Below are 13,137 nucleotides of genomic sequence, written 5' to 3' on the forward strand. Positions count from 1 at the left end.
GCACCGTCGCCGCCCCCGCCCCCCCCCGCCCCGGGCGGGGGCGCCCCGCCGCCCCCCGGCCCGGGGGGGCCCCCCCGGGGGGGGCGGGGGGGCGCCCACCGCCCGCGCGTGGGATCAGGGCCTCGGGGCCTGGCCGTCGGTGTGCGGCAGCCGCTCGGCGGGGACGACACCGAGCCGGCCGGCCTTGAAGTCCTCGAACGCCTGGAGCAGCTCGTCGCGGGTGTTCATGACGAACGGGCCGTAGTGCGCCACGGGCTCCCGGATCGGCTCGCCGCCCATGATGTAGAGGTCCAGCGTCGGGGTGTGGCCGTCCTGGCCGGCGTCCGCGGCGAAGGTCAGCGCGTCGCCGGGGCCGTGCACGGCGAGCTGCCCCGTGTGCACCGGCCGCCCGTCGGTGCCCACCGTGCCCCGCCCGCCCAGCACGTAGACCAGGGCGTTGAAGTCCGGCCGCCACGGCAGGTCGACGCGGGCGCCCGGCTGCACGGTCACGTGCGTGATGGTGATCGGGGTGTGGGTGGAGCCCGGCCCCCGGTGCCCGGCGATCTCGCCGGCGATCACCCGGATCAGCGCGCCGCCGTCCGGCGTGGTCAGCAGGGCCGCCTCCCGACCCCGGATGTCCTGGTAGCGGGGCGGGTTCATCTTCGCGGCCCGGGGCAGGTTGACCCAGAGCTGGGTGCCGTGGAACAGGCCGCCACTCATGACGAGGTGCTCCGGCGGCGCCTCGATGTGCAGCAGGCCGCTCGCGGCCGTCATCCACTGGGTGTCGCCGTTGGTGATCGTGCCGCCGCCGCCCTGCGAGTCCTGGTGGTCCATGATCCCGTCGATCATGTAGGTCACCGTCTCGAAGCCGCGGTGCGGATGCCAGGCCGTGCCCTTCGGCTCGCCCGGGGCGTAGTCCACCTCGCCCATCTGGTCCAGGTGGATGAACGGGTCCAGCTCGCTCACCGGCACGCCGGCGAACGCCCGGCGGACTGGGAAGCCCTCGCCCTCGTAGCCGCTGGGCGCGGTGGTCAGCCGGCGGACCGGGCGGAACGCGGTGGACTCGTCGAGCCTGGGCAGGCGGGGCAGGACGAGCACGTTGTCGACGGTGATGGCGGGCATCGGGGGCTCCTCAGCTGTGCGGGTGGGCGGTCGACGCGTCGCGGTCCGCGCGCAGGCGCCGGCCGAGTCGCTCGAAGATCCGGGTGAGGCAGGCGACCTCGGCGTCGTCGAGGTCGTCCATCAGGTGGGCGCGCACCGACCGCAGGTGGTGCGGGGCGGCCTCGCGCAGGGCCAGCAGCCCGGCGGCGGTGAGCACGGCCTCGCTGCCGCGGCGGTCGTCGGGACAGGACTCCCGGGCGACCAGGCCGCGCCGCTGCATGGTGGTGATCTGGTACGTCAGCCGGCTGGGCGAGAAGACCAGTCGGCTCGCCAGCTCGCCCATCCGCAGCCGCTGGCCCGGTGCCTCGGAGAGCAGGACGAGCACGTGGTAGTCGGCGAAGCTGAGCGCGCTGTCGGCGCGCAGGTCGTCCTCCAGCCGCGTGTAGAGCCGCTGGCTGGCCTCGATGTAGGCGCGCCAGGCGGCGAGTCGGGCACTGTCCAGGCTCTCGGTCACGCCCATGACAGTAGCACTCTTTCAAAATTTAACTAGTTCCCCGTGAGCGCGGTCACCCGTGATGCGGAGGTGCCGTTCAGCTTTGAAGGGTGTTCCGGGACCGGGCCGGAAGCGCCGGCGGCCCGGACCAGCCGGCAGCCGGCGTCCGCGGGGCGGGCCGCCGGCTGCCGGACGAGGGGCCCGGGGCGGTCGCGGCCGGCGGGCGCCCCGGCGAGGGCCTCAGCGGGCGGGCGGTGAGGCCGCCATGTGCATCCGGCCGAGCAGCTGACGCGCCTGCTCGGCGAACTGCGCGTCGACGAGCACGGCGTACTGGCCGGCGCGCAGCGAGCTGGCCGAGGTGAAGTCGCGCCGCCCGCCGGTCATCGCGTGCGCGACCGCGCCGAACACCGCTCCCCAGATCGCGCCGACGACGAGCCCGACCAGGATCGCCGCGACCCAGTTGCCGGCGGTGAAGATGCCGAAGAGCAGCCCGATGAAGAGCCCGAACCAGGCGCCCGTGCCGGCGCCCGCCAGGGCCGCCCGCCCCGTCGTCATCCGGCCCAGCACGGTCTCGACCAGTGTGAGGTTCGTGCCGACGATGGCGCTGTGTTCGACCGGGAACCGGTTGTCCGCCAGGTAGTCGACGACCCGCTGGGCGGACGGATAGTCCGGGTACGACCCGATCGTCACGGTGGGCGGACCGGTCTGTGGGCCGTGCCCGTCGTGGCCGGGGCCGCTCGGGCGGCCGGCCGGACCGGACGGGAGGGTGTCGCCGCCCGGCATCCCGGGCCGCCATGCCGAGGTGGGACTCGACGGTGTGGTCATGAGTTCCTCCTTCGTCGACCCCCGCGTTCCCGCCGCCGTCGCGAGGTAACGCTCAGCGGGCGGCGGCACGCAGGTACGCGGCGGTGGCCTCGTCGGCGGGGAAGAAGGACTCGATGGAGAGCTCCTCGACCGTCACGTCCAGCGGGGTGCCGAAGGTCGAGACGGTGCTGAGGAAGGCCAGCTCGCCGCCCGGGTGACGCAGTCGCAGGGGCACGACCACGTCCCCGGCGCGGGGCAGGCCCGCGTCCGGGGCGGCCGGCCCGCCCGGGTAGCCGCACAGCTCGTCGTGCAGCGCGCCCAGTTCGGGATCGTCGGTCAGCGCCAGGTGCCGGCGCAGCCGCCCGAGCAGGTGGGCACGCCACTCGCCGAGGTTGGCGATCCGGGGCGCCATGCCCTCGGGGTGCAGCGTCAGCCGCAGCGCGTTGGCCGTTGGCCGGAGCAGGTGCGCGGCGGCACCCTCCGTGAGCAGCGGCAGGGTGGCGTTGCCGGCGACCAGGTTCCAGCGCCGGTCCACCGCGACGGCCGGGTACGGCTCGTGCGCCCGCAGGACCCGGCGTACCGCGTCGAGGACCCGTCGCAGCTCGGGGGAGTCCAGCGGGGCTTGGGAGTAGACGGGGGCGTACCCGGCGGCCAGCAGCAGCCGGTTGCGGTCGCGCAGCGGCACGTCGAGGTGCTCGGCCAACCGCAGGACCATCTCCCGGCTGGGCGCGGAGCGCCCGGTCTCCACGAAGCTGAGGTGCCGGGTGGAGATCTCCGCCCCGACCGCGAGGGCGAGCTGGCTGAGCCCGCGGCGCCTGCGCCACTGCCGCAGCAGCGCCCCGACCGGCGCCCGCCGCTCCTCCACCGCCACGGCCACGCGCCGATTCTAGGCCGCGCCGCACGGCATGGCCCCGGGCCCCGCCCGCCCCGTGCGGGACGGGCGGGGCGCGGCGGTCAGGAGCAGGCGGTGCCGTTGAGGGTGAACCCGGTCGGGGTGGGCAGGGCGCCGCCCGGCCAGGTGCCCTGGAACCCGAGCGAGGCCGTGCCGCCCGTGGGCAGGCCGGCGTTCCAGGCGGCGTTGCGCACGGTGATCCGGTCGCCCGACTGGGTCCAGTCGCCGTTCCAGCCGTTGGTCAGCCGGACTCCGGCGCCGGGGGCGAAGGTGAGGGTCCAGCCGGTGAGCGCGGCGCCGTGGTTGGTCACCCGCAGCTCGGCGGTGAAGCCGCCGGACCACGAGTTCGGGGTGTACGACACCGTGCAGCCGCCGGTCGGCGGGGGAGTGCTCGGCGGGGGCGTCGTGGGCGGGGCGGTGGTCGGGGGCGCCGTCGTGGGCGGGGCGGTGGTCGGCGGGGCGGTGGTGGGGGCCGGGCCGGCGGCCAGGGCCAGGTCGTACGCCCGCTGCGGCACGAACTGGCCGGCCGGCGCGATGCAGCCGTCGGCCTCGCCGGGCAGCTTCACCCACAGGTACGCGTCGATGGCGGAGTCGCCGGTGGCGGTGGTGCTCGGGGTGCCGATGGCCCGCCCGGCCGGGTCGCACCACTCGGAGCCGGCCGGCCCGTTGCCGTTGCGGCTGGTGTCGACGACCGCCTTGAGCCGGGACACCCCGGTCGCCGCGATCACGGCCTTGGCGTAGGCGACCTCGTCGGCGGTGCGCCGGTAGTTGGAGACGTTGAGCGAGATGCCGTCCGCGCTGTTGGCGACGTCCGCGCCGAGCAGCCGGGAGGCGGCCTCGCCGGGGGCGAGCCACGCGGAATGTCCGATGTCGAAGTAGACCTTCGCGGCAGCCGAGCCCGCCTTGAGCTTCTTGCCGGCGTACGCCATGGAGGCCCTCGTCTCGGCCTGCTGGGCCGCGTTCTGGCAGCTGGTCATCAGCGGCAGCACGTCGGGTTCCAGGACGATTGTCGCCGGCCGCCCGGCCAGGCCGGCCGCGACCTGGTCGACCCACTGCCGGTACGTGGCGTGGTCGGGCGCGCCGCCGCCGCTCGCGCCGCTGCAGTCCCGGTTCGGGATGTTGTAGACGACCAGGATCGGCACCTTGCCGGCGGCCGCCGCCGCGCCGACCAGGGCGTCGATCTCGGACCGTACGGTCGAGGTGTTGGTCCGGGTGAACCACCGGCCCTGGGGAACGTTCGCGATCCGGCCGGAGATCACGGCGGCCCGGGGGTCGCCGGGGTTGGCGGCGACCCAGGCCGCCGCGGCCGTCGCCGGGTCGACGTAGAACGCCGAGTCGGCGGCGACCGCGGCGGGTGCGCGGACGATGCCGACGGTGACGGTGGCGGCGACGGTGAGCGCCGCCGCGGCGCTCAGCGCGGCGAGTGCGGGTCTGCTTCTCACGGGATCTCCCATTCCATCGAGGAGCACCGCTGGAAGCGCTCCCATGCATCGACGTCAAACTACGTGCTGATTGCCGCGATGTGAAGAGGCCGCGACATTCCGGGGCGTCGGGCCGGCGCGCCGGCCGCGGCGCGCGGTCCCGCGGGGAGAATGGCGGGATGCGCCTGGTGATCACCGCCGACACCCACGTGCCGAAGCGGGCCCGGGACCTGCCGGAGCCGCTCTGGGCGGCGGTCGACGCCGCCGACGTGGTGCTGCACGCGGGGGACTGGGTCGACGAGGCGCTGCTGGACGCCCTCGCCGCCCGGGCCCGCCGCCTCGTCGGGGTGTACGGCAACAACGACGGGCCGGCGCTGCGCGCCCGGCTGCCGGAGGTCGCCCGGGTGGAACTCGACGGGCTGCGGGTCGCCGTCGTGCACGAGACCGGCCCGAAGGCCGGGCGGGAGAGCCGCTGCGCGGCCCGCTTCCCCGGCACCGACGTGCTGGTCTTCGGCCACTCGCACATCCCCTGGGACACGGTCGCCCCGGGTGGCCTGCGGCTGCTCAACCCCGGCTCGCCCACCGACCGGCGGGCCCAGCCGTACGCCACGTACCTGACGGCGCGGGTGGCGGCGGGCCGGCTCGACGAGGTCGAACTGCACCGCCTGCCACCGCGCCGCCCGCCCGGTCACTGACCGCGGCCGGTCTCCTCCTGGAGCTGGTCGATCCGCTTCGAGGCCTCGGCCTTCGTCAGGCCCTCCGGCGGCTCCTCGCCGGCCTCCCGGGCCAGGGTCGCCAGGTAGGACTCCTGGGCGGCGGTCGGCGGCTCCTCGCCGGTGACCCACTCGTCCGGGTCCTTGATGGCGCCCTGCGGGTTGGCCTGGCTGCTGCTGCGGTCCGTCATGATCTCCACCTTCCTTCGAACAGACGTGCCAATACCCCGTGCGGCGCCGATCCATGCCGCATCTCCGGCGCGTCGTACGCCCGGACGCGCCGGGCGTGTCTCCGGCCGTCCGGGCGACGCGGGCGCGCATACGATCACCGGATGACGGCGGCGCAGCGGGCGGGTGTGGTGGTGGTCGGCGCGGGCATCGCCGGAGTGGCATGCGCGACGGAACTGGCCCGCGCCGGCATCCCGGTGGAGATCCGCGAGCGCGCCCGGGTGGCCGGCGGCCGGATGGCCAGCCGCCGCTTCGACGGCCGGCCGGCCGACACCGGCGCCGCCTACTTCACGGTCAGTGATCCGGACTTCGCCGAGGTGGCCGAGGGATGGCGCTCGGCCGGCCTGGCCCGCGAGTGGACCGACACCTTCGTCGCGTACGGCGCCGACGGCCGGCGTGCCGTTCCCGGCCCGATGCGCTGGGCGGCGACCCGGGGGCTGCGGACGCTGGTGGAGCACCTGGCCCGGGAACTGCCGGTGACCGTGGACCGGCTCGTGCTCGGCGTCGCGCCCGGACCGGTGGTCGACGGGCGGCCCTGCGAGGCGGTCGCGCTCGCCATGCCGGGGCCGCAGGCGGCCCTGCTGCTCGACCCGGCCCTCGCCGCCGCCACCCGGGCCACGCAGGTCCAACGCTGGTCGCCGTCCCTGGCCGCGGTGCTGCGTTTCCCGGCCCGCCGGTGGGCCACCTTCCGGGGCGCCTTCGTCAACGACCACCCGCTGCTGAACCTCGTCTGCGACGACGGCGACCGCCGCGGCGACGACGCGCCGGTGCTGGTCGCCCACACCACGCCCGAGTTCGCCGCCGGCCACCTCGCCCAGCCCTCCGGCGCCGGCCCGGCGATCGAGGAGGCCGTCCGGGACCTGCTGGGGCTGCCCGAAGCGGCGGAGCACGTGCACGTGCACCGCTGGACGTACGCGAAGCCCACCGAAGGCCCCGGCGGGACGTACCACCTCGACGCCGACGGCGTCGGGCTGGCCGGCGACGCCTTCGGCGCACCCCGGGTGCAGAGCGCCTGGCTCTCCGGTCGCGACCTCGGCCGCGCCCTCGTCACCCGCCTGGGCGCAGCGTGAGGAAGCGGCCCCTGCGCACACCGGCGGGGCGGGCGGTCAACCCCCGGTGGTGACGGGCTCGCCGGCGTGGCGGCGCTCGGACGGGTCGGACGTGCGTTCCCCCGCCCGGTCCAGCAACTGCATCACCGGGGTCGCCGCGATGCCGTGCACCACCACCGAGACGATCACCACGAGGCCGACGGTCGCCCAGATCAGGTCCGCCTGGGGGAAGTCGGTCTTCGCGGTCGCGTACGCGATGTAGAAGAACGAGCCGACGCCCCGGATGCCGAACAGGGCGATCACCCAGTGCTCGGCCGGTCGGCCGGGCGCCCCCCGCAGCGACAACCAGCCGAGCAGCGGACGGACCACGAAGACCAGCGCCAGTCCGACCGCGGCGGCCGGCCAGGTCAGCGGGCCCAGCAGGCCACCCACCACGGCGCCGCCGAAGAGCAGCAGCAACAGCACGGTGAGCAGCCGCTCCACCTGCTCGGCGAAGTCGTGCAGCACGGAGTGGAACTCGTGGGTGCGCTCCGCGGCCCGGATCGCCCGCGCGGCCACGAAGACCGCCAGGAAGCCGTACCCGCTGACGACCTCCACCAGCCCGTACGCCAGGAAGGTCGCGGCCAGCGCGAGGAAGCCCTCCGAGTGCCGGGCCAGCCGCAGCTTGCTCGGGGCCCGGAAGAAGAGCTTGCCGAGCAGCCACCCCACCAGCCACCCGCCCGCCACCCCGGCCGCCACCTTCCAGAGCACGTCCACGCCGAGCCAGTGGCCCAGCCATTCGCCGGGCGCGAGGCTGGTGGTGGCGATGGCGATGGCCGCGTACACGAAGGGGAAGGCCAGCCCGTCGTTCAGCCCGGCCTCGGAGGTCAGGGCGAAGCGGACCTCGTCCTCGGAGTCCTCGACGTCGGTGGGCTCGCCGACCTGCACGTCGGCGGCGAGCACCGGATCGGTCGGGGCGAGGGCCGCCCCCAGCAGCAGCGCGGCGGCCGGCACCAGCCCGGCCCACCACCAGCCGAGCACCGCCACCGCCACGATGCACAGCGGCATGGCGATGGCCAGCAGCCGCCACGTCGACGACCAGCGGGCCCAGCTCAACGGCCGGTCGATCTTCAGCCCGGCGCCCATCAGCGCGACGATGACGCCGATCTCGGTGAGGTGGGTGGCGATCTCCGGGTGCGCGAGCGGGTCGGGGTTCGGCAGCCCGACGGGGAGGGCGAAGACCAGCATGCCCAGCCCCAGGAACGCGATCGGCATGGACAGTGGCCGGTGCTCGAGCACCCGGGGCAGGATCCCCGCCAGCAGCGCGCCCAGACCGACCACCGCGAACGCCACGTCTACCGGCTCCACGACCCCACCTCTCCGCCTCGCCCACGGCGTGCGGGCAGGTGGTGCAAGTCCTTGCCCCCGGAGGACTTCTCGTATTCCTCTTCGGAGCGACGGAGTCGGCGGCGTCACCCCGCCCGGGTGATCGGCGAGTCGTCGAGGGCGGCGAGCAGCGCGGCGGGGTCCTCGTAGACGGCCACCGCACCGGCCCCGGCCAGCTCGCCCCGGCCGGTGCCGCCGCAGGTCAGCCCGACGCAGGGGATGTCCAGCTCGCCGGCGGCGGCGACGTCCCACACCGAGTCACCGACGAAGACCACGCGTTCGGCGGCGAGCCCGGACTGCTCCAGCGCGGCGACCAGGATGTCCGGCGCCGGCTTGCTCTCCCGCGCGTCCGCCGAGCTGGTGATCGTGTGTATCACGTCGTCGGCGGCCAGCGCCCGGCGCAGCGCGGTCACCTCGTGCTCGGCGGCGGAGGTCGCCAGCACCACCCGCAGTCCCCGCTCCGCGCAGGCGCGCAGCAGGTCGGCGGCGCGGGGCAGCGGGACCAGCCGCTCCCAGTACTCGGCGAAGAGGGTGTCGTGGGCGGCGCGCAGCTTCTGGTCCGCGCTCCGGTCGCGCTCCGGACCGAGCAGGTGGTCGAGCAGCTTGTCCGAGCCCATCCCGATGGCGCGGTGGATCGTCGCCATGGGTACGGGCCGGTCGGTCTGGCGCAGCGCCTCCCACCAGCTCACGGTGTGCAGGTAGGTGGTGTCGACCAGGGTGCCGTCCACGTCGAAGAGGACACCGGTGGGCTTGTCGGCGGGCATACGGTCCTCCTACCCCGTCGGGCCGGGCTGACGCCACCGTTCACGCGGGCGGGATGAGGATCTCGAACCAGACCGTCGAGCCGCGTACGGTCGGGTCCGTCCCCCACGCGTCGCTCAGCTCCTCGATCAGCCCCAGTCCCCGGCCCCGGCTGCTGAGCGTGTCGGTCTGCGCGCGGGTCACCGTGCCCCGGGTGCCCGAGTCGGCGACCGACACCAGCAGCCGCTCCGGGCTGAGGTCGATCTCCACCCGGGCGGCCGTGCCCGCGTGCAGCAGGGCGTTGGTGGTCAGCTCGCTGGTGCAGAGCACCGCCGCGCCGATGATCGACTCGGGCACCTGCCACTCCGTGAGCTGCGCGGTCATCCAGTGCCGTACCCGGCTCGGCGCGGTCGGCTCGGCCGGCACCTCCATGCTCGTCGACCGGGACGGCCGCAGCGCGTGCTCCACCGCCAGCACCGCGACGTCGTCCTCGGTGGCGCCGGGCACCGCCGCGGTGGCCACCGCGCACAACGCGCGGGGGTCGCCGCTGCCCGCGCCGGCCACGGCGACGGCCAGGGCGTCCAGGCCGGTCGTCAGGTCCTGCCAGCGCCGCTCCACCACACCGTCGCTGAACAGCAGCAACGTGTCGCCGGGGGCGAAGGGCACCGTGACGGTGCGCGGCCGGCAGCCCAGGCCCAGCGGGGCGCCCGCGGGCACGTCGAGGTATTCGGCGACCGGGTCGCCGTCCGGGGCGCACCGGCGGATCAGCGGGGCGGGATGACCGGCGCTGGCCAGGGTGAGCCGCTGCCGGTCGGCGTCGACGACCCCGAAGACCACCGTCACGAACAGCTCGTGCGTGTCGCCCTCGGCGCCCAGGCTGGTCACCAACCGGTCGAGCCCGGCCAGCACGGCGTCGGGGCGGGGGTCGGTCAGCGCCAGCGCCCGCAGCGCCGCGCGGACCTGACCCATCCGGGCCGCGGCCTGCACGTCGTGGCCGGCGACGTCGCCGAGCACGATCCCCAGGCCGCCGTCGGGCAGCAGGAAGGCGTCGTAGAAGTCCCCGCCGGCGGCGTTGCCGTCGACGCCCGGGTCGTAGCGGGCGGCGATCCGCATCCGGGGCAGGTCGGGCAGGTGCTCCGGCAGCATGCTGCGTTGCAGCAGCTGGGCCGTGCCGTGCTGGGTCTCGAACCGGCGGGCCCGCTCGGCGGCCTGGCCGACCAGCTCGGCCGAGGCGGCCAGCAGCGCGCGCCGGGCGGCCGACCAGACGTGCGGGACCTGGTAGCCGACCGTCAGCCCGCCGCGCACCACCGAGGCCCGCAGCGGCACCGCCGCGAGCGAGCGGACCTTCTGGTCGTGCCGGTCCACCGCGATGTCCCGCAGCGGCTGGCCGTCGTCGGCGAAGTACGGCACGCCGCTGCGGGCGACGGTCACCACCGGCCCCAGCCCGTCCGGCGGGACGCGCCGCCACAGCGGGGGGAGTCGCTCGTCGGCCTCGTCCATCAGCTCGCCGCGGATGCGCCGGACCATCCGCCAGCCGCCGCCGCCCTCGTCGACGGCGAACGAGACCCGGTCGGCGTCGAACGCCGTGATCGTGTAGCGCAGCGCGACCCGGGCCACGTCGTCCAGGGTGAGGGTGCCGGCGAGCGCCGCGGCGAAGTCGCTGAGGCTCTGCAACTGCTGGGTGACCTGGGTGGTCTCCGCGGCCACGGTCAGCACGCCGACGATCCGCCCGGCGCTGTCGCGCACGGGGGAGTAGCCCCGGGTGAAGACCGACTGCTCGACCAGGCCGGGACGGCGGTGCAGCGGAAGCGTGGTCTCCTTCTCCAGGAACGGCTCCCCGGAGCGGTAGGTGTGCGCGATGGCGTCCCCGACGCCGGGCAGCGGCCAGGACTCCGCGAACACCTGGGCCGCCGGGCGGCCCACCGCGTCGGGGTGCCGGTCGCCGATCAGCTCCGCGTACGCGTCGTTGTAGACGAGCAGGTGCTCGTCGCCCAGGGTGAGGGCCATCGGTACGGGCGAGGCGAGGAGCAGTTCCGTGGCGGCCCGGACCGCCGGGTCCCAGGTCCGCCACGCACCGAGCGGGGTGCCACCCCAGTCGTGGCGCGGGACGGCGGCCGCCATGCCCGACGCGGAGGGCGTTCCCGAGACCGGGGCTGGTGGGTTCGGGACCCGTCCGACCGTTCCTGGCATGAGCGCAGCCTAGCCGGAGGGTCCGTCGGCTGTTTCCGATCATGCCCCGCACCACGCCGGGCCCGAACGTTCGGGCAGGTCAGGGCCGTTCTGCGGTGACATGTCGGGAAAAACTCGGGGACTCCGACGGCGTGCCGCGTCGGCGACCGGGTAAGCGCGCGGCGCAGTCCATGCGACAGGAGGGACATCATGCCGGAAAGCCTCGCGGTCAGGCAGGTCGACATCGGCAACGCCGTGGCCGACATGTGGAGGTCGGTGCTGCTCTTCATACCGCGGGCCATCGCGTTCATCGCGATCCTCGTGGTCGGATGGCTCATCGCCAGAGCCGTGCTCAAGATCGTGGACACGGCGCTGGAACGGGTCGGGTTCGACAGGGCGGTGGAACGGGGCGGCATCAAGCGCGCGCTGGAACGCACCAAGTACGACGCCAGCGACATCCTGGCGAGACTTGCGTACTACGCCGTGCTGCTGTTCACCCTGCAGTTCGCCTTCGGGGTGTGGGGACCCAACGCGATCAGTGACCTGATCAGCGGCGTGGTCGCCTGGCTGCCACGCGCCTTCGTGGCGATCGTCATCATCGTCGTGGCCGCCGCGATCGCCAACGCCGTCCGGGATCTGGTCACCGGGGCGCTGGGCGGGCTCGCGTACGGCAAGGTCCTGGCGGACCTGGTGGCGGTCTTCATCCTCGCGCTGGGTGTGATCGCCGCGCTGAACCAGGTGGGCATCGCCACCACGGTGACCACACCGGTGCTGATCGCGGTGCTCGCCACCGTGGCCGGCATCCTGATCATCGGTGTCGGCGGTGGCCTGGTGCGGCCGATGCAGAACCGCTGGGAAGGCTGGCTGAACCGGATGGCCGAGGAGTCGCGGGCGGTGCAGGAGCACCGCCGGGCCCGGGAGGCCGGTCAGACCGACGTCGGCCGGCAGATGGCGGACCGGACGGCGGCCGAGCGCACCGAGGTCATGCCCCGCGGGCAGGAGTCCGCGACGGCCGGCGGGCGCGGCACGTACCAGTCGGGGAACGTCAGCGACGAGACCCAGCAGTTCCGCCGTTGACCTGGCGGTGAGCAGGACGGGGAGGGGTGTCCGCGGACGTGCGGGCGCCCCTCCGGCGTGTGCGACCGGGGCCGGCGGTTAGACCAGCGGGAGCGGGGCGGTCGCCGGGGCCCCGAGCGAGCGGGTCAGCGCGCAGACCGCGAGCAGCCGGGTGAGCAGCCAGTCCGGTGCGGACCAGTCCACCGGGGCCGCCGGCGGCTGCCAGCCGTGCTCCAGCGCGGCGGCGCGGACGCCCTCCGCATAGCCGGCGAGCGCGGCGGCGCTCAGCGCCCGGCGGTCGCCGTCCAGGCTCTCCCGCACCGCTGCGGCGTGCTGGTCGACCAGGGCGAGCAGGCCCGGACGCGCGGCGGCGGCGGCCAGTCCCTCGGCGCCGACCGAGGCGGACAGGAGAGCGAGGGTGGCCCGCGCCGAACTGGCGGCGGAACGGGCCTCGACCCGGGTGAACGGCACACGCATGGTGACCGAGGCTATCCGGCCGTGACCAGGGTCGACCTCGGCCGGTCGGCGGGTTTTTCACCCTCCCCCGAACGGTCAGCGGGCGGCGCGGGGGGTTGATCCGACGCGGGCGGGGCAGAGGAGAACCGCCCGGACGGGCACAGCCGAAACCTGGAGGAACGGATGGGACGACACGAGGACGGGCCGGACGAACGGCACCGCAGGCCCGCCGGGGTCAGCGACGAGACGGTGGCGGCGCTCGGCAAGCTCAGCGAGGCGCTGGAGTGCGTCGAGCGGGTCCGCGGTCACCTCTACTCGCTGCACCAGCTGGTGGGGCACGCCGACCTGATGCTCGACGACGCCGTGGAGATGTTCCGCGCCGCCGGGCACGACCGGATCGCCGACCGTATCGACACCGACCTGCTGGGCCGCAACGTGATCGCCGGACGGTGGACGTTCCAGATCGTCGAGGACTTCGACGACAACTACTACGCCCTCTTCCGCGACCTGGACTGGGCCGCCCGGGAGGAGCTGGTCGGCGGTCGCCGGCACCTCTACGAGGCGGAGATGAAGGAGCGGCGGCGCAGCCGGGGCAGACCCGGGCACGAGGCACGCCCCGACGGCGGAGGCTAGCCGCGTGCGCCTCCGCCGCGCGCGACGGGCGGCCCGC

14 protein-coding genes are annotated in these 13,137 nt (G+C 75.1%); 4 read left to right on the plus strand and 10 right to left on the minus strand.

Annotated features, from left to right (window positions below):
• Positions 1 to 114 precede the first annotated feature (114 nt).
• From AB0B83_RS15970 to AB0B83_RS15990, 5 genes are all read right to left on the minus strand, one after another.
• Positions 115 to 1,101 (minus strand): pirin family protein, encoded by a 987-nt coding sequence (locus AB0B83_RS15970; protein ID WP_357578829.1) that lies wholly within the window; start codon positions 1,099 to 1,101, stop codon positions 115 to 117.
• 10 nt (positions 1,102 to 1,111) lie between these two features.
• Positions 1,112 to 1,594, minus strand: a complete 483-nt coding sequence (locus AB0B83_RS15975) for a MarR family transcriptional regulator (protein ID WP_121395498.1) — start codon at positions 1,592 to 1,594, stop codon at positions 1,112 to 1,114.
• Positions 1,595 to 1,813: 219 nt separating this feature from the next.
• The gene (locus AB0B83_RS15980; RefSeq protein WP_357578830.1) at positions 1,814 to 2,398 is read right to left on the minus strand and encodes a general stress protein; all 585 of its coding nucleotides are present in this window, start codon (positions 2,396 to 2,398) and stop codon (positions 1,814 to 1,816) included.
• A gap of 52 nt (positions 2,399 to 2,450) precedes the next feature.
• A complete protein-coding gene (locus AB0B83_RS15985; RefSeq protein ID WP_357578831.1) occupies positions 2,451 to 3,254 on the minus strand; it encodes a helix-turn-helix transcriptional regulator in 804 nt (267 codons plus the stop codon).
• Positions 3,255 to 3,331: 77 nt separating this feature from the next.
• Entirely contained in the window at positions 3,332 to 4,711 is a 1,380-nt protein-coding gene (locus AB0B83_RS15990) for a glycoside hydrolase family 6 protein (protein ID WP_357578832.1), read from the minus strand.
• A 158-nt stretch (positions 4,712 to 4,869) separates the two neighbouring features.
• Here AB0B83_RS15990 and AB0B83_RS15995 point away from each other — a divergent pair, with 158 nt between their 5' ends.
• The gene (locus AB0B83_RS15995; protein WP_357578833.1) at positions 4,870 to 5,385 is read left to right on the plus strand and encodes a YfcE family phosphodiesterase; all 516 of its coding nucleotides are present in this window, start codon (positions 4,870 to 4,872) and stop codon (positions 5,383 to 5,385) included.
• Here the strand turns inward: AB0B83_RS15995 and AB0B83_RS16000 are convergent.
• The gene (locus AB0B83_RS16000) at positions 5,379 to 5,594 is read right to left on the minus strand and encodes a DUF3072 domain-containing protein (RefSeq protein ID WP_132235944.1); all 216 of its coding nucleotides are present in this window, start codon (positions 5,592 to 5,594) and stop codon (positions 5,379 to 5,381) included. The genes AB0B83_RS15995 and AB0B83_RS16000 overlap by 7 nt on opposite strands.
• A gap of 165 nt (positions 5,595 to 5,759) precedes the next feature.
• Between AB0B83_RS16000 and AB0B83_RS16005 the strand changes: the two genes are divergently transcribed.
• Positions 5,760 to 6,701 (plus strand): FAD-dependent oxidoreductase, encoded by a 942-nt coding sequence (locus tag AB0B83_RS16005; protein WP_357578874.1) that lies wholly within the window; start codon positions 5,760 to 5,762, stop codon positions 6,699 to 6,701.
• 36 nt (positions 6,702 to 6,737) lie between these two features.
• On the opposite strand, the gene AB0B83_RS16010 is transcribed toward AB0B83_RS16005, so the two are convergent.
• From AB0B83_RS16010 to AB0B83_RS16020, 3 genes are all read right to left on the minus strand, one after another.
• The gene (locus AB0B83_RS16010) at positions 6,738 to 8,027 is read right to left on the minus strand and encodes a cation:proton antiporter (RefSeq protein ID WP_357578834.1); all 1,290 of its coding nucleotides are present in this window, start codon (positions 8,025 to 8,027) and stop codon (positions 6,738 to 6,740) included.
• Between the two features lie 104 nt (positions 8,028 to 8,131).
• Positions 8,132 to 8,809 carry an HAD family hydrolase gene (locus AB0B83_RS16015; RefSeq protein WP_357578835.1) on the minus strand — a complete coding sequence of 226 codons (678 nt, stop codon included), beginning with the start codon at positions 8,807 to 8,809 and terminating at the stop codon, positions 8,132 to 8,134.
• A gap of 40 nt (positions 8,810 to 8,849) precedes the next feature.
• Positions 8,850 to 10,976 (minus strand): SpoIIE family protein phosphatase, encoded by a 2,127-nt coding sequence (locus AB0B83_RS16020; RefSeq protein ID WP_357578836.1) that lies wholly within the window; start codon positions 10,974 to 10,976, stop codon positions 8,850 to 8,852.
• Positions 10,977 to 11,165: 189 nt separating this feature from the next.
• On the opposite strand from AB0B83_RS16020, the gene AB0B83_RS16025 reads away from it, so the two are divergent.
• Complete coding sequence (locus tag AB0B83_RS16025) at positions 11,166 to 12,032, plus strand: hypothetical protein (RefSeq protein WP_132235954.1); 867 nt, start codon at positions 11,166 to 11,168, stop codon at positions 12,030 to 12,032.
• A 78-nt stretch (positions 12,033 to 12,110) separates the two neighbouring features.
• On the opposite strand, the gene AB0B83_RS16030 is transcribed toward AB0B83_RS16025, so the two are convergent.
• Entirely contained in the window at positions 12,111 to 12,488 is a 378-nt protein-coding gene (locus AB0B83_RS16030; protein WP_357578837.1) for a DUF6401 family natural product biosynthesis protein, read from the minus strand.
• 162 nt (positions 12,489 to 12,650) lie between these two features.
• On the opposite strand from AB0B83_RS16030, the gene AB0B83_RS16035 reads away from it, so the two are divergent.
• Positions 12,651 to 13,100, plus strand: coding sequence for a hypothetical protein (locus tag AB0B83_RS16035; protein ID WP_357578838.1), 450 nt, complete (start codon positions 12,651 to 12,653; stop codon positions 13,098 to 13,100).
• Positions 13,101 to 13,137: the final 37 nt, after the last annotated feature.

Source organism: Micromonospora sp. NPDC049060, from assembly GCF_040649055.1.
Lineage (GTDB): Bacteria > Actinomycetota > Actinomycetes > Mycobacteriales > Micromonosporaceae > Micromonospora > Micromonospora reichwaldensis.